This window comes from Paenibacillus cisolokensis, from assembly GCF_018403665.1.
Taxonomy (GTDB): Bacteria; Bacillota; Bacilli; order Paenibacillales; family Paenibacillaceae; genus Paenibacillus_AH; species Paenibacillus_AH cisolokensis.
Genome location: NZ_BOVJ01000043.1, coordinates 1 through 24045, shown reverse-complemented (window position 1 = coordinate 24045; position 24045 = coordinate 1). Strand labels below are relative to the sequence as shown.

The window sequence follows — 24045 nt, the reverse complement described above, 5'->3', positions numbered from 1 at the left end:
TGCGCCGGCTCGCCCGCCCGGCACGAGGCCGCGCCGGGCGAACCTCCGCTGCCTGCGCTGCGGCAGCGGGGAAGCGCACATGCGCCGCACGTGCTGCGCGGCCTGCGGGCGCATGTGCGCATACTGCGAGGCGTGCCTCGGCATGGGACGCAGCCGCGAATGCGGGCTGCTCATTCTCGGCACGCCAACGACGGCGCCGCCGCGCGGCGCAGCGGCCGCTCCGGCGGCAGAGCGCGCCGGCACGCCGCCGATCGCGGCGCGGCTCGCGCCGTGGAAGCTCAGCCCGGCGCAAGCGGCGGCCGCCGCCGAAGCTCTCCGCTATATCGAGCGCGACGATATGCGCATCTTACGATCGCGGCGGCGTTTCCGCCCGCCCGGTCCGCTCGGCCGGCGGCGTCCGGGCTGCGCAACGGTCGCCGGGGACCCTGGATTCGGCTCGCCGCGCATCGGGGAGCCGCTGTCGCCGTTCAACCGGCTGCCCGCTCCGGCCGCGCCAATCGGGCCGTTTCTGCTCTGGGCGGTTACGGGCGCGGGCAAAACCGAAATGATCTTCCCTCTTATCGAGTCGGTCCGGATGCGGGGGGAGCGGGTATTGGTGGCCACGCCGCGGCGCGACGTCGTGCTGGAGCTCGATCCGCGTCTTCGCCGCGCGTTCCCGCATGAGAAAATCGTCACGCTGTACGGCGGCAGCCCGCAGCGTTGGGAGGATGGCGATATTGTGCTCGCGACCACCCATCAGCTTTTTCGTTTTCAGCACGCTTTCGAGCTGGTCGTGATCGACGAGCTCGATGCGTTTCCCTATCATAACGATCCGCTGCTGCATTACGCGGCGGCCAAAGTATGCAAGCCGGGCGGCCGCACCGTGCTGCTGTCGGCGACGCCGCCGGCCGGACTGCAGCGTGCCGCAAGGCGGGGCAAGCTGCCGCACGCCAAAGTGCCGGCGCGTTTCCACCGCCATCCGCTGCCGGTCCCGGCGACGATCCGGATGCCGCCGGTCGGCCGGCTGATCCGGCAGCGGCAATTGCCCGCCCGGCTTGCAGCCGCGATCCGGGCGTCGCTTGACCGCGGCGCGCAGCTGTTTCTGTTCGTCCAGCAAATCCGCCACATCGATCCGCTTGTCGGCTTGCTGCGCCAGACGTTTCCGGACGCGGCGATCGACGGGACCTCGTCCAAGGACACCAAGCGCGCCGAGAAAGTCAGGCTGTTCCGCGAATGCGCCATACGCCTGCTGGTTACGACCACGATCCTGGAACGGGGCGTAACGGTGCCGCGAAGCGACGTCTTTATTCTGGATGCGGACGGCCGGCTGTTCGACGAAGCCTCGCTCGTGCAGATGGCGGGCAGGGCGGGCCGCTCGCAGGACGATCCCGCCGGCCGGGTCTATTTCTGCGCTCCGGAGCGGAACCGGGCGCAGCGGCTGGCGATCCGCCACATTACCGGCATGAACAAGCTGGCGAAGCGCCAAGGATATTTGAACGATGGAAACGGCAGCGGGGAGGGGAGATAACGTGGCCTTACCCGGAACCGCCGGAACCGGAACCGGCGGAGGCGTGCGCGAATGGGGATGGAGAGCGCTTGGTGCCGCTATCTCCCTGCTGTCTCCGGCTCCTTTCGCCTGTCTGGTTTGCGGCCGGCATTACCGCTTTGCCAGCGGCGCTGCGGCTGCCGCCGGTCCGGCAATATCGCATCGCCTGTGTCCGGATTGCCGGGACTCCATTCCCTGGATCGGGCGGATCGTCTGCCCGGTCTGCGGGCGGCCGGAAACATGCGGCGATTGCGCGCGCCGCGAAGACCCGGCTTTCATTTGCAGCCGCAGCGCGGTCACGTACGACGAGACGATCCGAAGCTGGATCGCGCAATACAAATACCGCGGCCATGAAGCGCTCGGCGCCGTGTTCGGCGATATGATAAATATCGCCTTTACCGGCTTGCGCCGCGAGTTGGAGCGCCGTGATCCCGCATTCCGGTTCGACGCGGCCGTTCCGGTGCCGCTCAGCATGGAAAGGCTGCGCGAGCGCGGATTTAACCAGGCGGAGCAGCTTGCTTCGGCAGTGGCCGGGCGGCACGGCCCGCCGCTCGCCAGACTGCTGATCCGGACCCGCGACAGCGGCAAGCAAAGCGAGAAATCGCGGATGGAACGGATTCGCGGTACGCGCAATCTGTTCGCCGCCGACGAAGCAGAGATGGCAGCGCTGATCGCCCGTGTCCAGGCCTCGGCTTCCGCCCGTTCCGGCGGCAGGACGGCCGGCGGCCGCTCTGCCTTCTCCCGCTCGCCCGGCGGCCGATCGCAGTTCTCGGCCGATCATTCACCCGGCGCCCGCCCGGTCATCCTGCGTCTTCTGCTCGTCGACGATATCTATACGACCGGCAGTACGGTGAATGCGTGCGCGGCCGTTTTGAAAACCGCTGTCGCGCATCGTGATCCCGGCATCCGTCCGGAAATTTATGTGGTGACGCTGGCCCGCTCCTGACGGCGGTTTCCAAAATGCGGATATCAAAAAAATAAGGTATAATGCCGATAGAACGAATATAGTATCTTTTTCGCGCCTGAAAGGGGGCATTACAGTGGAACTCGATAACTGTCCTCGCTGCGGGAAGGTATTCGCCCGAAATTTTCGCGATATTTGTCCGGCCTGCATTAAAGAAGTCGATCAGGAATATTCCCGGTGCGCGGAATATTTGCGCCAGCACAAAGGCGCTACGATCCACGAGCTTTCCGAAGCGACCTCGGTATCCATCAAGCAAATTACGAAGTTTATCAAGGAAGGCCGGATATCGCTCGTCGGCGCGCCGAACATGGGATATCCGTGCGAAGTGTGCGGCTTTATCATTCGCGAAGGCAACATATGCGGAAGCTGCCGTTCGCGTCTGCAGAAAGACTTGAGCAAAGTGAAGGAGGCGGCGGACAAGGAGACGGAGGAAGCCGTCAGACGAGCCGCATACCGGATAAAAGGTAACGAGCAGGACTGAAGTTGGCAGTTATTGCGACAATTCTATAAATTCTCATACCCATATGCCGATAAATACTCATATAGAGTTCATCGGCTTTTTATTTACGGCGAAGCCGCTTCCGCCTGATCGCCGAGTGAGGAGGGATACGAATGAAAGTGAACGAAACGCAGCGGATTCAATTCATGAATGTTTATCAGAAGCATCACGAGCAGCGCGTCGGCGATGCGGGACGCAAGCGGCGGAAGGACGAAGTGCAAATTTCCGCGGAAGCCCAGGAAATGCTGTCCTTCAGCCGCGCGAACGGCGAGAACCGGGCGCAGTTGATCGAAAATTTGAAACAGAAGGTTGAATCGGGAACGTACCATGTGGATGCCGGCAAGATTGCGGAGAAGATCTGGCCATACATCCAGTCGAATTCGAAACTATAGAAAACGGGTGATCGTCCGTGTCATTTCGCGAGCTGTTGGCATCGCTGGAACAATTGCATGCGCAATATGCGCGGCTTCTTGAGTTGGGGGCGGCGAAGAAAGATCAGGTTATCCAGAACCGGTTGAACGAGCTGATGGCGACGACGGCCAAGGAATCGCGAATCATCAAGCAAATTGTGGAAAGCGAACGGGCCTGCCGCCAGTGGATGAAGCAATTTCAGCAGGATATGGGCGTACGGCCGAAGCTGCGCATCACCTTGTCCGAAATTGAACGGATGGTTTTCTCCGTCGAGGAAAGGCAGCAGTTGGCCGCCATTCGGCAAAAGCTGGCGGACGTTACCGAATCGCTTAAACGGGTGAACGAAATCAATCAGCAGTTGATTCGGCAGTCGGTCTCTTATGTCGAGTTTTCGCTCGATTTGCTGGCAGACGCCCCGGAAGAAGTGACATATAAAAATCCGGCGTTGGACCAAGGAAAGCGGCAATGGAACGGAATGTTCGATACGCGCGCTTGAGCGCCGAAGGAGGGTAACGGATGAGATCCACTTTTATGGGATTGGAAACGAGCAAACGGGCGCTTCTGACACAGAGCACGTCGCTCCACACGCTCGGACACAATATTGCCAACGCATCGACAACAGGCTATACCCGCCAGCGCGTCAACGTAGCGGCAACAAGGCCGATCGAAGCGTTCGGCATGATGAGAAGCAACGCCCCCGGACAAATCGGCACAGGGGTGCAGCCGGTTAACATCGAGCGGATCCGGGATTCGTATATCGATATGCAGTACCGGCGGGAAAATCAGAGGCTCGGCGCCTGGGAGGTGTACGATGCGACGCTGCAATCGATCGAGAAGATCGTCAACGAGCCGACAGACAGCGGACTGAGCGCGGTGATGGGGAAATTTTGGAACTCGCTTGAAGTGCTGAACCGCGATCCGTCTCTGCTCAGCGCGCGGATCGATCTGATCGGCACGGCGGTAAACCTGGTGGAAACGTTCAAGCATATGGACACCTCGTTCAAGACGCTCGCAAGCGATATCGCCGCCAACATTGACAAGAAGGTCGCCGAAGCGAACGGATACATCGCCAACATCGCACAATTGAACGATACGATCCGACGCATGGAAGCGCTCGGCGATAATGCAAACGACTACCGCGATCAACGCGACCTGCTGATCGACAAGCTGACGTCCATCGTCGATGTTCAATATGCGGAGACGGCGGACGGAATGGTCAATATCGTTGCCGCCGGCGTGCAGGTGGTGAACGGTACCGAAGCGGCGGAACTGACGGCGGACAATGCGGCGACCGCCACGGAAGGCGCGCTGGCCGGCTATCGGTGGGCGCAGGCGGATGTCGCGAAGGTCGTCGACCAGCTGAACGCGATGGTCGATACGCTCGTGAACGGCAAGGTTGAGATTACGCTCGCGAACGGTTATGTCGCCAGTACGGACATGACTGCGCTCAATGACGTGACGCTTGAGGACGGCACCGTCATACCGGCCGGTCAAAACATACCGGCAGGCTCGCGCATCGCATCCGAGGTTCGCCTGGAAGTGAACGGCTTCAACGGCGTTCACAAGCTTGGCTATACCTTGTCCGACCCCGCAGAGTCCGGCATTGCGTTCTTTACGACATCGGACGGCAGCGCGACGTTCACGATGGAAAATATTCGCGTCAATCCGGTTGTCGCGAACGATACGAGCAAAATCGCCGCAGCAGGCAAATACGATGTCGTAAACGGTTCGCCGGTGACGATCAAAGGAAACAGCGATATTGCGCTGGTGCTGGCGGGTCTCCGGGATAAAGTATTCGAATACCCGGCAGATATGACCTCGCTGACCAGCGGTACGATCGACGATTATTTCCGCGCTTTTACAGGGGATCTCGGAACGAGGGCCAGCGACGCCGCCCGCAACTTGCATAACCAGTTGAATATGGTGGATGCGGTCGAATATCGGCGGCAGTCGGTCAGCGGCGTTTCGCTGGACGAGGAGCTGGCCGATATGATCCGTTTTCAACATGCCTACAATGCGGCCGCGCGCAATATGACGACCGTGGATGAAATGCTGGACCGCATCATTAATCAAATGGGGCTTGTAGGCAGATAAGGAGGCTTGAACGATGCGCGTAACGGGGATGATGCAAAACACCCAGTTGTTAAAAATTTGCGCAACACGAACGCCGGCATTATCGACTGGCAGAACAAATTGTCGACCGGCCAGCGCATTCAGAAGCCGTCCGACGATCCCGTCGGTATCGGGTACCAGATGCGGTATGACACCGAATTGAACCGTTCGGAAGAGTTTCTGGAAAATGCGCGTACGGGCCTCGGCTGGCTCCGGACGATGGATTCGCTGATGCAGCAGGCGACCGATGTGCTGAAGCGGGCCCGCGTGCTGACGCAGCAAGCTTCCACCGGGACGGTTCCCGAAGATGCGCGGAAGCAGATCGCGGCGGAAATCCGCCAGCTGAAAGAGCAGATGATAGCTATCGGCAACAGCGACTACGGCGGAAGATATTTGTTCAACGGCCAGAAGACCGATCAGATGCCCTATTCCCTTACGAACGCTGCGAACGACCCTACGGACAAAGGCGTCTACTTCCTGAACGTCAGCCCGTCCGTGACGGTGCCGGTCAGCATTACAGGCGAGCAAATTTTCGGTGAAGCCGGTTCGCCGGACAATGTGTTTCAAGTGCTGGATGACATCGCCACCCATCTGGAGGACAACGATCAGGACGCTATTCTGGACGATCTGGCCCGCATCGACCGGAGCGCGGACCGCATCGCGATTGCTTGGGCGGAAATCGGGGCGCGTACGAACCGGTTCGAGCTGGTCGAAAACCGGATTCTGGACGAGCAGATCGGGCTCAAGCAGCTTCGTTCCGAAGTGGCGGATGTGGATATGTCCGAAGCGATTATCGAGCTGAAGCTAAAGGAAAATGTGCTGCAAGCGGCATTGTCGACCGGAGCGCGGATTATGCAGGTTTCGCTGGTCGATTTTATCCGTTAGGCGGATGAGCGGTGAGCATGATGGACGTTACCGTCAGATATTATGCGGCTGATATGACCATCAAAACCCGCAACCCGGATATCGAGGTGGATTGGCGTCCCGTATGGGACAGCATCGGGCTGGAAAATCCGCTTTCCGAGATGAGGGGCAGAATGGCGAGAGAAAGCTCGCAAGCGGCGGAGACGATCGCGCAAATCGCCCGCGATGGCGATCAGGTTGCGCGGAGCGTCACGACGGGAGAGCGCAACGTATTTGGCCGGCTGGCATCCGAGAAGTTTCAACGCGAGCGGATCGTGCAGACCGAGCTTACGCTCATGCCGGATACGATGCCGATCTTCCATGTGACCGTGTACAAGCCGGAAATTCATATCGAGCCCCGCATGCCGGAAGCGGTGCCGTCCGACAGGCAAACCCGCGTAAATCTTCAGCCGCTGCAATCCAATCCAGGCGCTTCCATCGACATGCGGGTGTGACATCAGTCATCGATGAGGCGCGGAAAGGCTTTGAAACATGATAACGATTAACAGTGCCGTGTATGGTCGGATGAACGTCGAAGACAATCAACTGTATCATTTTCCTCAAGGCATCGTCGGCTTCTCGGCCATCTCCCGATATGCGCTTGTGCCTTTTGAAAATACCGATTTCTTCGTTCTGCATGCAACGGAGGAAGATGTCAGCTTCATCCTGGTTCCGGCGGCCAAGGCGAAGCGGGAATACGCTTTTGAAATTGACGAGGATACCGTTCACATGCTGGATATCGAGCATCCTGAAGAAGTGGCGGCTTTTTTCATCGTCAATATTGTGGGTGACATTCCGTACATCAACCCGAAGGCGCCGGTGTTGATCGTGCCCCGGTCGCAGAAGGGTTGCCAGTACGTTCTCACGCAATCCGCTTACCCGATTCGGGAGCCTCTCCGAATGGAAGGTGCCTCGTCATGCTAGTGCTCAAGCGGAAGGTCGGAGAAGTGATCAAGATCGGCGACGACATCGAGCTGCATGTGCTCGACGTCGAAGGGGAAGTGATCAAGCTCGGATTTGTCGCGCCGAAAACGGTATCCATTATGCGATCCGAGCTGTACGAAGCGATACGCCGCGAGAACATCGAGGCGGTCGGACAGAACGGCAAAGCGCAGCAGCTGCTTCAGCTTCTGGGCCGCAAGTCTGAAGATCAATCAACATAATGGAAAGAAGGGATCACCTTGCTGGGTGCAATCAACAGGCTGGATGGAGCCAACCGTGATTGGAGCCAGGCGATGAACCCCGCATCAACGAATTCCACAGAAGAATCGCCCGCAGATCTGAAAGAAACCGGAGTCGAAACCGGTGAAGGGAATGGCAAAGGGAAAGACCGGCTGCTTAAGGAACTGGAAAAGCTGAACGAGCAGATGAGATCGACAGGCAAGTCATTCCGGTTCAAATACAGCGAAGAAGCGGAGCAGTTCTACGTACAGATTATCGATACCAGGTCGCAGGAAGTCATTGAATCGATACCGCCGGAGCATATGATCGAATTGTCGGCCAAATTGAAAGAGCTGATCGGCATCTTCGTCGACAAGAAGCTTTGATTTGCCTGAATTACATTTTGATGAAAAAGGGTGAACCGCAATGGGAATCAGTATCTCCGGTCTGGGTTCCGGACTCGATACGGCGCAGATCATTTCCGACCTGATGACGCTTGAGCGTCAGCCGTATACCCGTCTGGAAACGAGCAAAAAAAAATCTGCAATCCGAAAAGTCTATTTTCCAGTCGATCAATACGAAGCTCAACACACTCAAAACCGCTGTCTCTGACCTGCTGCTGAACGCGAACTTCAATCTCGTATCCGGCAAGAGCACGAACGAGGGCGTCGTGAAGCTGAAGACGGCCGAAGGAACGTCCACGGGGAATTATAATATCGCCGTAACGCAGCTGGCACAGAGCCATTCGATCAAATCGAAATCGCTGGATCCGGCTGGCACGACGCTGCAAGGCACGACGCTCAAGATCGGCTCGGTGGAAATTACCGTTGGAGATGAAATGACGGACGGCGAAGCGCTGGAATATATTAAAAACCAGATCAATTCAAAAGATACGGGGCTTACGGCTGCCGTCGTGTCGGACTCGGACAATTCGAAAGTTTTGGTGCTGACTTCGAAAGAGACGGGCGCGCAGAACAAGATGGTATTGAGCAGTACCGACGACGGCATTTTGCTTGAGGGTACTGCATTGAGTGCACTGGATATTACAGACATAGCAGATAACGGTCAAAATACGATCCAAAAAGCACAAGATGCCAAGTTTACGGTCAACGGCCTCTTGATTACTCGCAGTTCCAACAATATAAGCGGCGTCATCGACGGCGTAACGCTGGAACTTGTTGCGGCCGGTTCGTCACAAGTAACGGTTGCCCGCGATACGGATAAAATCGCTGAAAAATCGATGCTTTCGTCAAAGCGTACAACGATGTCATCAACACCGTGCGCAACAACTTGTCCAAGCCTGCAGACGCCACGAAATGAATCCGCTGCAGGGCGATTCGGTACTGAAGACGATCAGCAATGAGCTGTATAATCTTTTTACGAGTGCCACCAACTTAACCGATGGTTACAAGATGATGGCGGAAATCGGTCTGGAGATCGACAAAGGGATTACAAAGGGAAGTATGATGACCGGCACTATTACGTTTGACAAGGAAAAATTCAAAGAGGCATTCAGTAAAGATCCGAACGCTGTCATTGATTTGTTTAAGCATAACGAGAATGGCATCATGAGGGGCTTGGATGCGAAGCTCAAAGAATGGACAAGCTCCGTTAACGGTTTGATCACCTCGAAAATCAAAGGCTACGACTCTGAAATTGACATGCTCGACGACCGTATGGAAGCGATGGACAACCGGCTTCAAATGAAGTATGAACAATTGAAAAAGCAGTTTACGGCGATGGAAGTCGCTTTGTCGGGACTGAAAAGCCAGCAAAGCTGGCTGACGAGCCAGCTTGCCTCGCTGACCGCCCTGACGCAGGCCAACAAAGGTTAAACGCTCGGCTGAAGGAGATGAACAGCAATGCATATGCCCAACTATGCGGGATATCAATCGTACAATCGGAACAGGTTTGAAACCGCATCTCCTCATCGTCTGATTCTGATGCTGTTTGAGGGCGCCCTCAAATTTGCCGGGCAAGCGGAAAGGGCGATCGAGAAACGCGATATATCCGGGGCGAACCAGGCCATCCAGAAGACGCAGTCTGTCATTTACGAACTGATCTCGTCTCTTGATCTGAAGCAGGGAGGGCAGCTTGCCGTCAATCTTCAATCGCTTTATTTCTATATGATCGACTGCCTCGTTGAGGCAAACATGCGCAAGGATACGGAGAAACTGCGTGAAGTGATCGACATGCTGACCAGCATCAAGTCGGCCTGGGAGCAGATCGGAAAGGAAGTTGCGCTTGGACAGGGATAATCGCCAGGACGATGTATTGCAATGTTATCGCGACATGAAGTCGATCATGCTTCATCAGCTCGCACTACTTCAAAATTCCAACGATGAAGAAGCGCTGCAGCAATTTGCGGCGCTTTCCGTTCAGTATGGCCGGAAAATGGAGGAGTTGTCCGCTCGGGAGCCTTATCAGAGGAATGAAGAGATCCGCGAGCTGCTAGCCGAAATGGAACGCTATGCCGAGGAAATGGAACAGCTTCTTCAACGCCGGATCGATGTTACGGCCCATGCGCTTCAGCATACGGTTACACAGCGAATGGCCGTCCGTTCCTACGGCAATATGGATTTTCAGGATGCGGTTCCGCTCTATTTTGACCAAAAACGATAATTTCATCTGCATAGACTATAAACAATGCATTTCCACATTCCGATATATATAATGTAGCCGCAAGGAAGCGGCTTCAATACTCATATCATGGAGGATGAAAAGTATGTCGATGTACATCAACACGAACGTTGCGGCCATCAATGCTCACCGCAACCTGGGCGCAAACAACACGACGATGGGCAAAACGATGGAGAAACTGTCTTCCGGCTACCGGATCAACCGTGCGGCTGACGACGCGGCAGGCCTTGCCATCTCCGAGAAAATGCGCTTCCAAATCAACGGTCTGAATCAAGCTCAGCGCAACGCGCAAGACGGCATCTCCCTGCTGCAAACGGCTGAGGGGGCGCTGACTGAAGTTCACGCAATGCTGCAGCGCATGAACACGCTGGCCAACCAAGCGGCTAACGGCACGTATGATGATAGCGAAGACCGTCAAGCACTTCAGGATGAAGTTGCCCAATTGCTGAACGAGATCAACAACATCGCTTCTTCGACGAACTTCAACGGCATCAACTTGTTGAAAAGCAATAACTCCGTAACGTTCCAAATCGGGGTTGAAGCGTCGAACACGTTGACGGTGAACATGAAAACGATGAACACCTCGGCGCTGGGCATTAACGCAATCGACATCAGTTCCCAAACGGGAGCAAACAGCGCGCTGGCATTGATTAAATCCGCTATCGTGCAAGTCTCCCAGCATCGCGGTACGCTCGGCGCCGTTCAAAACCGTCTGGAGCATACGATCAACAACCTGGGCGTAACGTCCGAGAACCTGGCTGCTTCCGAGTCCCGGATCCGCAACGCCGACATGGCGAAAGAAATGACGGAATTCACGCGGAACCAAATCCTCGTTCAAGCCGGTACGGCTATGCTTGCGCAAGCTAACGCAATGCCGCAAGGCGTGCTCAAGCTTCTGGGCTAATCAATACGATCTAATCCGCAAAGCCTCATCCATTTATTGGGTGAGGTTTTTTTCTATACAGAAACGGCTCAGGTTTGCCGATAACATAGATATAATCGAAAAGGTGTGATGGACGTGCTTATTCGTATCGACCATACAGAGGAAAACTACGCATTCACCAGTGACGAGCATTTTCAAACCGTATGGGAATCCATAAAAAACAAGCTGAATGAACAGAACAGGTATATTGCCCAAGTATCGTTCAATGGCGAAGTGCAATCGGCAGACTTTGAAGCGATGATGCTGTCCCGTTACAAAGAGATTCGGGAAATTGAGATCATATCCGTATCCGAAGCGCAACTGATTGACGACACGTTAAAGGATGTCCAGTCATTCAGCGGCAAAATCGTCAATGCTTGCGATTCGATCGGCAGTTTGTTCTACGGCGACATATCGGCCGAGCAGTGGAACATGGCAAGTAGCTTGCTGGAAGCCGTCGAATGGGTGATCCAATCGTTAAGCGGTGCGGCGAATTTGTTGAGCAAGTACCCAGAAGAAACGGATTATGTCGCGTTTGTGGAAGATGCCGTTCGGTCGTTGAAACATAATCTGGCCGATCTCGGAAAGGCATTAGAGTCCGAAGATTACTTGTCTGTGGGAGACATTATGAAATACGAATTGGCCGATACCTTCAAAAAACTTGGGGCTTCGATTTTGACGAACAGGTGAAGAGATGAAAAAATATGCGGCGGATAATCTAATAGCACTGCGTAAGCATTATCGCAATCTATATCAATTGGTGCGAAACCGCGAAAGAAATACGAATCATTACTGCCATACGATATCCAAATCCGGCCTTGCCAATCTGGAAATCGTCCGTAACGGGCAAAAATTGCGCTGTACAGCAAGTACAATCCGTTGGAAGAAACCGTACGCTGGCTCGAAATGAACGCCGAACAAATCGGGCAGTCCAAACATATTCTGGTTTACGGTTTCGGGCTGGGCTACCATATCGAAAGAGTGATCGAGCAATATCCCGACCGGACCGTTCATATTATGGAGCCGGACATTGAAGTGTTTCTTGCGGCAATTGAAGCGCGTGACCTGACGCATATTTTCAATTATCCAAATATCGGAATTTTTGGATTAGGAAATGATGCGCTGACGAATGTTCAATTTGCACAATCCGTTAAAACATATATTGTAGACTCCTTCTGCTCGCTGTTCGTACCGGCGTATTTACGGTTGTACGCCGACGAAGTGTCCGGATTTACCAAAGTATTTCGTGAAATGGTGTTGTCGGAGAGAACGAATTACGCTACTCAGATTCTGTTTAAACGCGAGTGGCCCGAAAATATTGTTAAAAATCTTCCCAAAACTTTCGAAGGGCGTCATCTTCGCAATCTTCAGGGTTATTTCAGGGATATGCCCGCTTTAATCGTAGGGTCAGGGCCATCATTGGACCAGGATCTCGAACGAATTCGGCAGTTGCAAGACCATGTTCCGATATTTGCGGCCGGATCAAGTATCCAAGGATTGCTCGATAAAGGGATCAAGCCTCATATGATCGTTTCAATTGACGGAAGCGAAAAAAACTATGAAGTATTTCAGGATCTGGATGTGTCGGATATCCCGTTCGTTTATGCGTCCTATATCAAGCACAAAATTATCAAAGAATTGAACAGCAACCTGTACCATGTATTTATGTCATCGGATACGATAACCAGCCACCTTTTCAATATGAAGGGGCAATCGATCAGTTTGTTTCAGCGCCTTCCGTGACCGGCATCGTCATACAACTGGCCGCTTTTCTAGGGTTTAACCGAATTATTTTCGTTGGACAAGACTTTTCATATCCGGGAGGCGTCCGATACTCCAAAGGCGTCGATCATTTTACTGCGGAAGAATTGGATAAATTCAATCAACACGCTACCGAAACGGTCGAAAATGTAAACGGGGGCGTCAACCCGAGCAGCAAGCCGATGGTCGATACGTTGCGATATATAGAAGGTCTTATCTCTTTCTATAAGAATCAAATTGAATTTATCAATGTTTCCCAGATTGGCGCTGTCATTAAAGGGACTTCGAGCGCGAAGCTGGAGAATCTCATGGACGAATTGAAATCATATCACGTGAGCGGCCAACTGTTTCAAAACCTGCTCCGTAACGAAACAACCGGTTATACGGAGGAAGAGAAAAAGGCGTTCTTATCCCGATATCGATATTGCTTGCGTGAATTAAAAAGTTTTGGTCCGAAAATCGACAGTTTGCTGGAAACGTTCGAACAGCTTCAAAAAGCCATTGAAAAGTCAAATACCGCCAAAATGGCGTCGCTGCTTCAGACCATCGATAAGCAATGGAGCATGATCACGAATAGCGGAGTATTTGATCCCCTGTACGGGTTCGTCCTGCAAGCGGAGATTTCCATCTATGCGCGTCGAGTGCCGGAAATCGCAGCTTGTACAAATATAAAAATGAAATCGGAATTGGTCATGGAGCATCTGGGCCGGCTTGTAGCCGGAATGAAGAAGGACACAGAACGATTGATTGATTTATTCGAGGAAACGGCATCGAATTTTACGGCAATCGCAACATAATCAAGGAGGCTCGAAAACCAATGCACAGCTTTAAACGAGTATTAGTAACGGGTGCGGACGGCTTTATCGGGTCTCATTTGACAGAGACGCTCGTCCGCGCGGGATACAATGTCAGAGCCTTCGTTTATTACAATTCGTTCAATTCCTGGGGCTGGCTCGATCAAAGTCCGGAGGAGATCAAACGTGAGTTGGACGTATTTGCGGGAGATATCCGAGATCCGCATGGCGTGCGAAGTGCCATGCAGGGGTGCGATGCGGTGCTGCATCTCGCTTCGCTTATTGCGATACCTTATTCCTATCATTCTCCCGATACATATGTGGACACGAATATAAAAGGAACTTTAAATGTGCTGCAAGCAGCCAAAGAATTGGGCGTAGCCAAGATCGTTCATACTTCCACAAGCGAGGTATACGGGACGGCTCAATATGTGCCGATCGATGAACGGCATCCGCTGCAAGGGCAGTCCCCTTATTCCGCATCCAAGATTGGCGCGGACCAAATGGCGCTAGCCTTTTATCGTTCATTCGGCCTGCCTGTCGGCATAATTCGCCCTTTTAACACTTACGGTCCGCGACAATCGGCGCGGGCGGTCATTCCGACCATTATTACGCAATTGGCGCAGGGAAATCGGAAGATTAAATTAGGCGCCATTCATCCAACGCGGGATTTCAATTATGTCGAGGATACGGTTGAAGGCTTCATTTCTTTCCTGGAGTCGAGCCGCTCTATCGGTGAGGAGATTAATATAGGAAGCAATTTTGAAATCTCAATCGGTGATACCGCTCGCTTGATTGCCAGATTGATGAATGTGGAACTGGAAATTGAAACGGATGAAATTCGGCTGCGCCCTGAGAAAAGCGAAGTCGAGCGCCTGTGGGCGGACAACCGTAAAGCCCGTGAATTATTGAACTGGCAGCCTGCGTATGGTGGAGAAAAAGGATTCGAAGCAGGGTTAGCCAAGACCATTGAATGGTTCTCGAATCCAGACAACCTGCTCAATTATAAAGCGAATCTGTATAATATTTAGTTATTGTAATGGCGCACTTAACATACCTGAAATCAAAGAAATATCAATATTGATAAACAAGGGGATCATAATGGATCGACTTTATTACTTCAGACAATTTCTAAATCACTTTTGGCTTCGGCCTGAAAATGCATTGCTTCTCGCTTTAAGAGCCGAATCCTTTAAAAAGACCTTTAATTTTTTTGATGATGCGGAAGCTTCTATAGATGTTTCCTGCGGGGATGGTGTATTTTCCTTTATAGCAAACGGAGGTCAAATATCAGCTGATTCGGATATGTTTAGGTCCTTAAGATTTGGGAAACGAGAGGGAGATTTTGATGCATTTGATTGTTTCGATGATACCTATAAAATGAACGTCATCAAAGAGGCGGATCGAAAGTTTAAATACGGAATCGATTGGAAAAGTTCTTTGTTGGCTAAGGCATCAAAATTGAACTTTTATCAAAATACTCTAGTACATGATAACAATAATAAGTTGCCTTTTGAAGACGAGAGTTTTCAATATGTTTACACGAATAGTGCCTATTGGGTTGCCAAATTTGAAGAACATATAAAAGATCTGTTTAGAATCACTGCAAGTCACGGGCACATTGTTTTACAAATAAAAACAAACAATATACTTCAATTATCGAGCAGGTATTATGCTCCTTTTATGGGTGAAAAATTCCACACAATTATTGATGCGGGTAGAATGTCGACTTGGAAAGGTTTGCGGTCTAAAGAGGATATTTTAAACATGATAATTTCATTCGGGAATGTAGATATATTGTCAGTTGAACCGATTTATGGAGGATTACTGGCTAGGATATGGGATATTGGACTAAGACCGTTATTCAATCCTTTAGCTAGAATGGCGAATTCATTGTCTGACGAGGAGAGGGTTTCCATTAAGAAAGAATGGAATGAAATTCTCTTTGATCTATTTGAGGAGTCGCTCCAGAAATACAAGTCTAGTGAAAATGATGCAATTGAATATTTGATCGTATTGGAAAAGAAATGATGAGCAGTTCCGTTATCAGTACAAATTATTTCCACCGAATTAAGGGTGCCGCATTATGAAGACCGAAAAACGCTCATTGGGAGCGGAAATTGCCGAGGTTGTCAGACAAGTGACGGGAAATAGCGGACAAACGTTGCCGTTGCATGAACCTGAGTTTTCAGGGAACGAATGGGCTTATGTCAAAGAATGCCTGGACACGGGGTGGGTTTCATCCGTAGGACGCTTTGTCGAACGTTTGGAAAACGATCTGGCTGCTTACACAGGCTCCGGTTATGCGGTAGCAGTCGTGAACGGAACTGCCGCATTGCATATTGCTTTGTTGCTTTCTGGCGTTGAACCGGGAGAAGAAGTGCTGATCCCTTCCCTGACGTTTGTGGCAACCGCCAACGCGGTATCTTACTGCCAAGCCGTCCCTCACTTTGTTGATGTGGATCGCTTAACGTTAGGGCTGGATCCTATACGTCTTCATGATTATTTGCATGAAATCGGAGAGCGCAGAGCGGACAAGGGGCTCTATAATCGGAAAACGGGCCGACGTATCCGGGCCGTTGTGCCGATGCACACTTTTGGCCATCCCGTCGATATGGATGCGCTGTTGGATGTGTGCCAGCAATATGGCCTGGAGGTCGTCGAGGATGCGGCTGAATCTCTGGGCTCCAAGTATAAAGGCAAACATACGGGCACCTTCGGCCGGTTTGGCGCGCTAAGCTTTAACGGCAACAAGGTGGTTACGACCGGAGGCGGCGGAGCCGTTCTGACTCAGGACAAGAAGTTGGCCGAAATGGCAAAGCATCTGACGACCACGGCGAAGCTCCCGCACGCATGGGTATACAAGCATGATCGGATCGGTTATAACTACCGGATGCCGAATATCAACGCGGCATTAGGATGTGCGCAGCTGGAGAAGCTTCCTGAGTTTCTGGCTCGCAAGCGCAAGCTTGCAGAGAAATACAGAGAAGGATTTAAAGCCGTGAGCGGCATTTCGTTCTTTAGCGAGCCTGAACATGCGGAGAGCAACTACTGGCTGAATGCGATTATACTGAATGAGCCCGATTTGCAGTTGCGGGATGAGATTTTACAAGAAACCAATAAGCATGGTTTTTTGACAAGGCCGATTTGGACTCCGCTTCATCTTCTTCCTATGTACGCCGATTGCCCTAGAATGGAGTTGACCGTGACGATGGAGCTTGAAGGAAAAGTGATAAACTTGCCGAGCGGACCTTCGATTATTACCCGGGAGGAGCTATGAGGAAAATTTGCGTCGTGACCGGTTCACGAGCTGAATACGGTCTGCTGTATTGGCTTCTGAAAGAGATACAAGAGGACGCCGATTTGGTTCTGCAGCTTGTGGTCACCGGCATGCACCTGTCGCCGGAATTCGGTCTTACCTATCAGCAAATCGAAAAGACGGGTTCCAAATCGATGCGGAAGTAGAGATGCTGCTTTCCAGCGATACGCCAGCCGGCATCACCAAATCGATGGGGGTTGGCCTGATCGGTTTTGCGGATGTATTCGAACGCCTTCGTCCGGATATTGTGGTTGTGCTTGGCGATCGTTACGAGATTATGGTAGCGGCTCAAGCGGCGATGGTTGCGCGCATTCCGATCGCCCATCTGCATGGAGGAGAAAGCACGGAGGGACTTATTGACGAGGCGATCCGTCATTCTATTACAAAATGGCGCATTTGCATTTTACGGCAACGGAAAAATACCGTCAAAGAGTGATCGGATTGGGTGAACATCCTAGCCGGGTCTTTAATGTTGGCGCCGTAGGCCTTGACAATATTCACAGATTGCAATTGATGAACCGGGAACAATTCGAGCAATCGATTTCTTTTGAATTGGGAGAGCGTAACTTTCTCGTTACATATCATCCGCTAACGCTGACAAGCACTTCATCCGTTGAATACATGCAGCAGCTTCTGGTTGCCCTTGATCAATTTCCGGATGCGCACATTATTTTTACCAAACCGAATTCCGATCCGAATGGCCGCAATATGGCTCTTATGATTGACGAGTATGTGGCAGCAAACCGGGAAAGGGCAGTTGCTTTTATTTCCTTGGGGCAGGTCAGATATTTAAGCGCCCTTCAACATGTCGACGTGGTCGTGGGTAATTCATCTAGCGGTATTATTGAAGCGCCAATGTTCAAAAAGCCTACCGTCAACATCGGTCCGCGCCAGCAAGGGAGAGTTAAAGGATCGTCTATTATTGACTGCGGGGAATCCAGCGAAGAGATCGTGAAGGCGATAAAAAAAGCGCTGTCTCCTGCTTTTCAAAAAACGCTTATGAATTGCGAGTCTCTATATGGCCAAGGCAATTCATCACCTGTAATTAAAGATATATTGAAGAATACGGCTTTAGAAGGAATTCTAATAAAAACCTTTTATGAAGGGGGGAGCAAATGAACGTTTTGAAAATTGTGTACATGGGATGCGTTCAGTTCAGCTATGAAGGGCTCCGCTATCTTCTTGAGCTTCAAAGGGAGAACGTTTCTATTGAAATCATTGGCATTGTAACAAGAGAAGTATCTGACTTCAATTCTGACTTTAAAAGCTTACGTGAGCTGGCTGAGCAATTTAGCATTCCTTGTTTTATTGCGAAAGGCAATGATCAGGATTCTTTGGCCAAATGGCTAAAAAACATTCAACCGGATGTGGTCTATTGTTTCGGCTGGTCATATTTGCTCAAAAAAGAAGTACTAAAGATTCCCAGAATGGGAGTTGTCGGTTACCATCCTTCTCTGTTGCCTGCCAATCGCGGGCGGCATCCTTTGATTTGGGCTTTAGTTCTCGGGTTATCGGAAACGGGCTCAACCTTCTTTTTTATGGACGAACAAGCGGATCGAGGAGATATTCTGAGTCAGCGGAGAATTGAAATCTCGGACACGGATGATGCAGCTTCGCTATATCAAAAAATGACAGAAACAGCCTTGCAGCAAATGAAAGAACTTACGTTGCAGCTCCAGCAAGGGACATACAGCCGAATTCCTCAGCCGGTAACAGGATCGAATACATGGAGGAAGCGGGGGCAAGAAGATGGGCGTATCGATTGGAGGATGTCGAATCGATCGATATACAACCTGATTCGCGGATTAACGAGACCGTATCCAGGCGCCCATTTTAAAAAAGATAATAAAGATATTAAGGTTTGGAAAAGCGAAATCATTACAAATGAGAATTATCCGAACCTGGAACCGGGAAAGGTCATTCGAGTTGAAAATAAGTCCGTTGTAGTTAAATGCGGAGAAGGCCTGATTCGCTTACTCGATCACGAGATGACCGAACTGCCGAAAGTAGGTGATTACTTGTGAAAAAGGTATTGGTAGTAGCTCCTCACCCTGATGATGAATCATTGGGATGCGGTGGAACTCTGCTCAAGCATATCTCCGAAGGAGATCAAGTCTACTGGTTGATTGTTACGGGAATTGACACGGATCATGGCTTCAGTGAACAAAGGGTGACTGAACGCGAAAAAGAAATAGAGGCCATCGGTCGTGCTTACCCGTTTACCCATACATATTCATTACGTTTCCCGACAACGGAACTCGACACGGTTCCTATGAATGCATTAGTTCAATCATTTTCCCGTGTTTTTCAAGAAGTTCAGCCCGACATCATTTATATTCCTTACCGAGGAGATATTCATTCGGATCATAAATATGTTTTTGATGCTGCAACTGCATGTACAAAGTGGTTTCGCTATCCTTTCGTGAAGAGGGTCCTTGTTTACGAGACGTTGTCCGAAACGGAATTCGGTCTAAACCCGGATGCAAATGGATTTAAGCCGAACGTCTTTATGAATATTACCTCATTTCTGCAAAAAAAATTGGAAATCATGCAGATTTACAAATCCGAGTTTGCTGAACACCCGTTTCCTCGAAGTTCGAATAGCGTAGAGGCTCTTGCCCGATACCGGGGTTCGACTGCCGGCTTTCAGGCAGCGGAAGCGTTCATGTTGCTTAAGGAGGTTATAGAATGACTTCCTCCGTCTACATCATTGCCGAAGCGGGAGTCAATCATAACGGCTCATTAGACTTGGCGTTACAACTCGTCGAAATGGCGGCTGAAGCAGGCGCGAATGCGGTTAAATTTCAAACGTTCAAAGCCGAACGGCTGGTGACCCCTGAAGCCGGCAAAGCGGACTATCAAAAGCTGACGACCTCGTCGGCTGAAAGCCAGTTTGACATGTTGAAACGGTTGGAGCTGGACAAAGAAGCTCATTTTGCTTTGCTGCGGCACTGTCAGAAATATGGAATCGAGTTTATGTCGACTCCCTTTGACGAGGAGAGCCTTCACTTTCTGGCCGATGAGTGCGGCGTGAAACGAATCAAGCTGCCGTCCGGAGAGATAACGAACGGTCCGCTTCTTCTTGCAGCCGCCAGAAAGGGCTTGCCGATCATACTATCAACCGGAATGGCAACGTTAGGCGAGATCGAGACTGCCCTGATGATACTGGCCTACGGCTATCTGAACCGGTCCGGGAAGCCGGACGGTCAAAGCTTGCTGGAAGCTTTTATCTCCGAACAAGGCCAAGCCGCTCTGCGGGAGCGTGTCACCTTGCTGCATTGTACAACGGAGTATCCCGCTCCGCTGCGTGACGTGAATTTACGTTGTATGGACACGATGGCCGAGGCGTTCGGAGTACCTGTCGGTTACTCGGACCATACCGAAGGGATTGCCGTTTCTTTGGCGGCTGCAGCCCGCGGGGCGGCCGTTATCGAGAAGCATTTTACACTGGACCGTCAATTGCCCGGGCCCGATCATCAAAGCTCGCTGGAACCCGGCGAGATGGCCGAAATGATCAAAGGGATTCGCACGATCGAGCTGGCGCTTGGCAGGAAATATAAATTTCCTGCACTGTCGGAACTGGCAAATCGTGTCCCTGTGCGCAAAAGCATCGTTGCGGGTCAAGATATCGCTGCAGGAGACGCGTATCACGACGGCAATCTTGCCTTGAAACGTCCGGGAGACGGCATATCCGCCATTCGCTACTGGGATTACCTGGGGAAAACGGCGGATCGCCCCTACCGCAAAGATGAACAGATCGATTCTTGAGGGAATAGCACATGAACGAGCATTTGCCTGTAGCGATCATTGGAGGCGGCGGTCACGCCGAAGTGGTGTGGGACGCACTTCAACTGTGCGGACATCGAATCATTGGCTTCGTTGCGCCTCAGTCCGAGGGCTGCGCGTTGCATGCCAAAATCCCCTGGCTCGGTTCGGATGAACATTTTGCAACCGGTATAACAAACGGGAAGTTCTTCTTGCCAACGGGATTGGAACGGTAAGGGCCGAAGGATTGAGGGACCAAATCTATCAGGCTTACCGTTCAAGAGGTTATCGTTTTATTACGGTTGCCCATCCGGGAGCGATCGTTTCCGGACATGCCGTCATCGAGGAGGGCGCACAAATTATGGCCGGGGCCGTTGTGCAATCCGGTGCTGTCATTGGAGAGAATGCGATCGTCAATACGCGTTCCTCGGTCGATCATCATACGAGGATCGGACGAAGCGTTCATATCGCTCCCGGGGCTGTTGTTTGCGGAAACGTCGAAATCGGTGCGGCGGCTTTTATCGGGGCCGGCGCTACGATCGTTCAGGGCATTTGCATCGGACAGGCGGCTACTGTAGGAGGGGGAACTGTGGTCATCCGAAACGTTCCCGACGGCGTTACGGTTATGGGCAACCCGGCAAAGGAGTCGACATCATGAACAAATGGGAAGCGCTATTGCTGCAACCAGATGCGACAATATTGGATGCATTGAAAAATTGAATGAAGGGGCCAAACAGATCGCGTTAATCGTCGGCAATAACAACGTATTGCTCGGCACCGTCACGGACGGAGATATTCGAAGAGGCATACTGAAAGGCATTTCGTTGACATCCTCCGTTTCCAATGTTATGAATCCGAATCCTGTCGTAGCGCGAACGATGGATGACCAGGATACGATACTGGCCTTGATGGCCAATCGCCGGCTGCACCAGCTTCCGATCGTTAACGAGAACGGCCAATTGGTGGACATTGTATTTCTGGACGATTATTTGCGGCCGCAGAGAAGAGAAAACTGGGTCGTATTAATGGCAGGCGGACTCGGGACGCGGCTGGCGCCGTTAACCAATGACTGCCCCAAGCCATTGTTGAAGGTCGGTTCCAGACCGATTCTGGAAAACATTCTGAACAGCTTTATTGCCAATGGCTTTTATCAATTTTATATCTCGGTCAATTACAAAGCGGAAATGATCATGGATTATTTCGGAAACGGGGACAAGTGGGGCGTTCAAATCCGGTATTTGAAGGAGGATAAACGGCTCGGGACGGCCGGAGCGCTCAGTCTTCTGCCGGAACGTCCGGCGGAACCGGTCATTGTTATGAACGGCGATTTGTTGACCAAAGTCAATTTTGCCCAAGCTCTTCAGTTTCATCTGGATCACAGGGCAAGTGCTACGATGTGCGTGCGGGAATATGAATACCAGGTTCCCTACGGTGTGGTGAAGTTGGACAATTACCGTCTCTATGCCATGGAAGAGAAGCCCGTCCAGCGCTTTTTTGTCAGCGGAGGAATATATATTCTCGATCCGGAGGCCTTGAATTACATTCCCGAAAACACGTATTTCGATATGCCTTCCCTGTTCAATACGCTAATCGGGCAAGGCAAACATACCGTTGCATTCCCGATCCAAGAGTACTGGATGGATATCGGAAGGATGGATGACTTCAACCAGGCCAATCTGGAGTTTCACGAGGTGTTCAAATCAGACAGCGAGGGGCTGCTATGATAAAGGATAAATCGGTTTTGGCGCTAATTCCAGCCAGAGGCGGATCGAAAGGAATTGTACGCAAAAATTTGCGCGACGTAGCCGGAAAACCGCTTATTGCCTGGACAATTGAACAAGCCAAACAATCCAAGTATATCGATAAGTTGATTTTGTCGTCCGATGATCAGGAGATCATATCCGTTGCTAAGGAATGGGGGTGCGAGGTTCCGTTCGTTCGACCGGATCATTTGGCGCAGGATGATTCCCTCACGATCGATACCATCATACATGCAATAGATCATTTGCCGAATTACGATCTTATCGTCTTGCTGCAGCCAACCTCACCATTACGAAATGCGGAAGATATTGATACATGCATCGAGATTTGTTTGGAGAAACAAGCGAAAGCTTGCGTTTCGGTTTGTGAAGCTTCCAAGAGCCCTTTTTGGATGTTCACATTAGATCAGGAGCAAAAAATGAAGCCGCTTATCCCTTTTGAAAACGAACAGACCAATCGGCACAATCTACCTAAAGCCTATGTTTTAAATGGTGCGGTTTATGTAAGTTATACCGATTGGGTCTACCGGAACAAATCCTTTTTGGAGATGAAACCGTCTCCTATATAATGCCGGCGGAGAGATCAATTGATATAGACAGCGAGATTGATTTGAGAATGGTGGAGTGGTTGCTGTCGCAGCAACCTGACGCAAAGTGAACGGTAATCGGCTACTCATTTAGATTTTGGGCGGAAAAACTACATGTTTCATGAGAATCCTGCCAATTCCATTATGGTTGATAAACGGCAAAGGAAACAACAAACAAGGTTGTTTTCTAATGGATTGTTCTCCCTGCGGAATAGAGACAGCCGGGATCGGGCTCTTGCCTTACTGGCGAAAATGCAGGGAGATTCTGCCGTTAGGAAATGAAGGGGAATTGGGTGAATCATACATATTTCATGATTGCTGAACAAACAGGAGGGATGGCTTACCACTACGCCATCTCTAACTGAATTCGCTTTCAAATTAATGTTTGACATTTTTATGACAACCATGTATATTCACAGTGTGGGCGCTACATATAGAAGTCTCACAGCTATTTGATGATGAAGGGAATGTTTACACATGCAAGGTAAAGTAAAATGGTTCAATGCAGAAAAAGGCTACGGATTCATTGAGACGGAGCAAGGCGGCGACGTATTCGTGCATTTCTCCGCAATCCAGGCCGAAGGCTTCAAGACGCTGGAGGAAGGCCAGGCTGTTGAATTCGATATCGTGGAAGGCGCTCGCGGTCCGCAAGCTGCAAACGTAGTCAAGCTGTAATCATCCGGCTGTATTGGCCCAGATATAGATGATGCGTTAGATTGACCGAACCGTGAACCAAGCCCCTGGGGACAGGGGCTTTTTTTACGACTTCAGAAAAGTATAAAATTCACTTTCTAAATTGCCTGTATATAACCGTCCGCGCGCTTCCCGTCAAATCGTCCCCGTCCGTCGGTGCGCCCCGTCATCAACGCCCCGGTCTCCCGGCAGATTGCTTCTGCGAGAAGCCTGCAAAAGTCAGGCTGTT

At 51.4% G+C, this 24045-nt stretch carries 32 protein-coding genes and 1 pseudogene; all 33 read left to right on the top strand.

Annotated features, from left to right (window positions below; translation table 11 throughout):
* On the top strand, positions 1-1507 hold a 1507-nt coding region (locus PACILC2_RS06320; protein ID WP_213528196.1), incomplete at its 5' end, for a helicase-related protein.
* 1 nt (position 1508) lies between these two features.
* On the top strand, positions 1509-2471 hold the full coding sequence (locus PACILC2_RS06315; RefSeq protein ID WP_213528194.1) for a ComFC family protein: 963 nt from the start codon (positions 1509-1511) through the stop codon (positions 2469-2471).
* Between the two features lie 94 nt (positions 2472-2565).
* Positions 2566-2970, top strand: a complete 405-nt coding sequence (locus PACILC2_RS06310; RefSeq protein ID WP_062490299.1) for a TIGR03826 family flagellar region protein — start codon at positions 2566-2568, stop codon at positions 2968-2970.
* Between the two features lie 131 nt (positions 2971-3101).
* Positions 3102-3380 carry a flagellar biosynthesis anti-sigma factor FlgM gene (gene flgM, locus PACILC2_RS06305; RefSeq protein ID WP_062490301.1) on the top strand — a complete coding sequence of 93 codons (279 nt, stop codon included), beginning with the start codon at positions 3102-3104 and terminating at the stop codon, positions 3378-3380.
* Between the two features lie 17 nt (positions 3381-3397).
* A complete protein-coding gene (locus PACILC2_RS06300) occupies positions 3398-3895 on the top strand; it encodes a flagellar protein FlgN (RefSeq protein WP_062490306.1) in 498 nt (165 codons plus the stop codon).
* Positions 3896-3915: 20 nt separating this feature from the next.
* The gene (gene flgK / locus PACILC2_RS06295; RefSeq protein ID WP_213528192.1) at positions 3916-5493 is read left to right on the top strand and encodes a flagellar hook-associated protein FlgK; all 1578 of its coding nucleotides are present in this window, start codon (positions 3916-3918) and stop codon (positions 5491-5493) included.
* 6 nt (positions 5494-5499) lie between these two features.
* Complete coding sequence (flgL, locus tag PACILC2_RS06290) at positions 5500-6396, top strand: flagellar hook-associated protein FlgL (protein ID WP_244863277.1); 897 nt, start codon at positions 5500-5502, stop codon at positions 6394-6396.
* 17 nt (positions 6397-6413) lie between these two features.
* Entirely contained in the window at positions 6414-6869 is a 456-nt protein-coding gene (locus PACILC2_RS06285) for a DUF6470 family protein (protein ID WP_062490312.1), read from the top strand.
* 37 nt (positions 6870-6906) lie between these two features.
* Positions 6907-7338, top strand: a complete 432-nt coding sequence (gene fliW, locus PACILC2_RS06280; protein ID WP_213528190.1) for a flagellar assembly protein FliW — start codon at positions 6907-6909, stop codon at positions 7336-7338.
* On the top strand, positions 7332-7577 hold the full coding sequence (gene csrA, locus PACILC2_RS06275; RefSeq protein ID WP_062490314.1) for a carbon storage regulator CsrA: 246 nt from the start codon (positions 7332-7334) through the stop codon (positions 7575-7577). Before fliW ends, csrA begins: the two co-directional genes overlap by 7 nt.
* A gap of 18 nt (positions 7578-7595) precedes the next feature.
* Positions 7596-7961 (top strand): flagellar protein FlaG, encoded by a 366-nt coding sequence (locus PACILC2_RS06270; RefSeq protein ID WP_213528188.1) that lies wholly within the window; start codon positions 7596-7598, stop codon positions 7959-7961.
* 40 nt (positions 7962-8001) lie between these two features.
* Positions 8002-8187, top strand: a complete 186-nt coding sequence (locus PACILC2_RS29215) for a flagellar cap protein FliD N-terminal domain-containing protein (RefSeq protein ID WP_372447060.1) — start codon at positions 8002-8004, stop codon at positions 8185-8187.
* Entirely contained in the window at positions 8117-8938 is an 822-nt protein-coding gene (gene fliD, locus PACILC2_RS27895) for a flagellar filament capping protein FliD (protein ID WP_372447062.1), read from the top strand. The genes PACILC2_RS29215 and fliD (PACILC2_RS27895) overlap by 71 nt, the downstream gene beginning before the upstream one ends.
* Positions 8892-9410, top strand: a complete 519-nt coding sequence (gene fliD, locus PACILC2_RS27890) for a flagellar filament capping protein FliD (protein ID WP_213528184.1) — start codon at positions 8892-8894, stop codon at positions 9408-9410. The genes fliD (PACILC2_RS27895) and fliD (PACILC2_RS27890) overlap by 47 nt, the downstream gene beginning before the upstream one ends.
* A 27-nt stretch (positions 9411-9437) precedes the next feature.
* Entirely contained in the window at positions 9438-9833 is a 396-nt protein-coding gene (gene fliS / locus PACILC2_RS06255; RefSeq protein WP_062490318.1) for a flagellar export chaperone FliS, read from the top strand.
* Complete coding sequence (locus PACILC2_RS06250; protein WP_213528182.1) at positions 9820-10197, top strand: hypothetical protein; 378 nt, start codon at positions 9820-9822, stop codon at positions 10195-10197. Before fliS ends, PACILC2_RS06250 begins: the two co-directional genes overlap by 14 nt.
* Positions 10198-10300: 103 nt before the next feature.
* Positions 10301-11119 carry a flagellin N-terminal helical domain-containing protein gene (locus tag PACILC2_RS06245; RefSeq protein WP_280515286.1) on the top strand — a complete coding sequence of 273 codons (819 nt, stop codon included), beginning with the start codon at positions 10301-10303 and terminating at the stop codon, positions 11117-11119.
* Between the two features lie 114 nt (positions 11120-11233).
* The gene (locus PACILC2_RS06240) at positions 11234-11827 is read left to right on the top strand and encodes a DUF8042 domain-containing protein (protein ID WP_213528180.1); all 594 of its coding nucleotides are present in this window, start codon (positions 11234-11236) and stop codon (positions 11825-11827) included.
* A gap of 189 nt (positions 11828-12016) precedes the next feature.
* Positions 12017-12880 (top strand): motility associated factor glycosyltransferase family protein, encoded by an 864-nt coding sequence (locus PACILC2_RS06235; protein WP_213528178.1) that lies wholly within the window; start codon positions 12017-12019, stop codon positions 12878-12880.
* Positions 12877-13695: a hypothetical protein gene (locus PACILC2_RS06230; RefSeq protein WP_213528176.1), complete on the top strand. Its 819-nt coding sequence runs from the start codon at positions 12877-12879 to the stop codon at positions 13693-13695. Before PACILC2_RS06235 ends, PACILC2_RS06230 begins: the two co-directional genes overlap by 4 nt.
* Before the next feature lie 20 nt (positions 13696-13715).
* Entirely contained in the window at positions 13716-14723 is a 1008-nt protein-coding gene (locus PACILC2_RS06225; protein ID WP_213528174.1) for an NAD-dependent 4,6-dehydratase LegB, read from the top strand.
* Positions 14724-14793: 70 nt separating this feature from the next.
* Positions 14794-15723: a methyltransferase domain-containing protein gene (locus PACILC2_RS06220; RefSeq protein WP_213528172.1), complete on the top strand. Its 930-nt coding sequence runs from the start codon at positions 14794-14796 to the stop codon at positions 15721-15723.
* A 55-nt stretch (positions 15724-15778) separates the two neighbouring features.
* Positions 15779-16972, top strand: coding sequence for a LegC family aminotransferase (locus tag PACILC2_RS06215; protein ID WP_213528170.1), 1194 nt, complete (start codon positions 15779-15781; stop codon positions 16970-16972).
* Positions 16969-17157, top strand: a complete 189-nt coding sequence (locus tag PACILC2_RS28485; protein ID WP_307860400.1) for a hypothetical protein — start codon at positions 16969-16971, stop codon at positions 17155-17157. Before PACILC2_RS06215 ends, PACILC2_RS28485 begins: the two co-directional genes overlap by 4 nt.
* Before the next feature lie 2 nt (positions 17158-17159).
* A pseudogene (gene neuC / locus PACILC2_RS28475) lies at positions 17160-18130 on the top strand (UDP-N-acetylglucosamine 2-epimerase).
* Entirely contained in the window at positions 18127-19035 is a 909-nt protein-coding gene (locus tag PACILC2_RS06205; RefSeq protein WP_244863276.1) for a methionyl-tRNA formyltransferase, read from the top strand. The pseudogene neuC and the gene PACILC2_RS06205 overlap by 4 nt, the downstream one beginning before the upstream one ends.
* Positions 19032-19703 carry a PIG-L deacetylase family protein gene (locus PACILC2_RS06200; RefSeq protein WP_213528168.1) on the top strand — a complete coding sequence of 224 codons (672 nt, stop codon included), beginning with the start codon at positions 19032-19034 and terminating at the stop codon, positions 19701-19703. Before PACILC2_RS06205 ends, PACILC2_RS06200 begins: the two co-directional genes overlap by 4 nt.
* Positions 19700-20779, top strand: coding sequence for an N-acetylneuraminate synthase (neuB, locus tag PACILC2_RS06195; RefSeq protein WP_213528166.1), 1080 nt, complete (start codon positions 19700-19702; stop codon positions 20777-20779). Before PACILC2_RS06200 ends, neuB begins: the two co-directional genes overlap by 4 nt.
* Before the next feature lie 11 nt (positions 20780-20790).
* Positions 20791-21012, top strand: coding sequence for a PglD-related sugar-binding protein (locus tag PACILC2_RS06190; protein WP_213528164.1), 222 nt, complete (start codon positions 20791-20793; stop codon positions 21010-21012).
* Positions 21000-21434, top strand: a complete 435-nt coding sequence (locus tag PACILC2_RS06185) for an LbetaH domain-containing protein (protein WP_213528198.1) — start codon at positions 21000-21002, stop codon at positions 21432-21434. The genes PACILC2_RS06190 and PACILC2_RS06185 overlap by 13 nt, the downstream gene beginning before the upstream one ends.
* 58 nt (positions 21435-21492) lie before the next feature.
* Complete coding sequence (locus PACILC2_RS06180) at positions 21493-22500, top strand: nucleotidyltransferase family protein (RefSeq protein ID WP_307860396.1); 1008 nt, start codon at positions 21493-21495, stop codon at positions 22498-22500.
* A complete protein-coding gene (locus PACILC2_RS06175) occupies positions 22497-23105 on the top strand; it encodes an acylneuraminate cytidylyltransferase family protein (RefSeq protein ID WP_307860395.1) in 609 nt (202 codons plus the stop codon). Before PACILC2_RS06180 ends, PACILC2_RS06175 begins: the two co-directional genes overlap by 4 nt.
* A gap of 495 nt (positions 23106-23600) precedes the next feature.
* A complete protein-coding gene (locus tag PACILC2_RS06170; RefSeq protein ID WP_015847290.1) occupies positions 23601-23798 on the top strand; it encodes a cold-shock protein in 198 nt (65 codons plus the stop codon).
* Positions 23799-24045 lie beyond the last annotated feature (247 nt).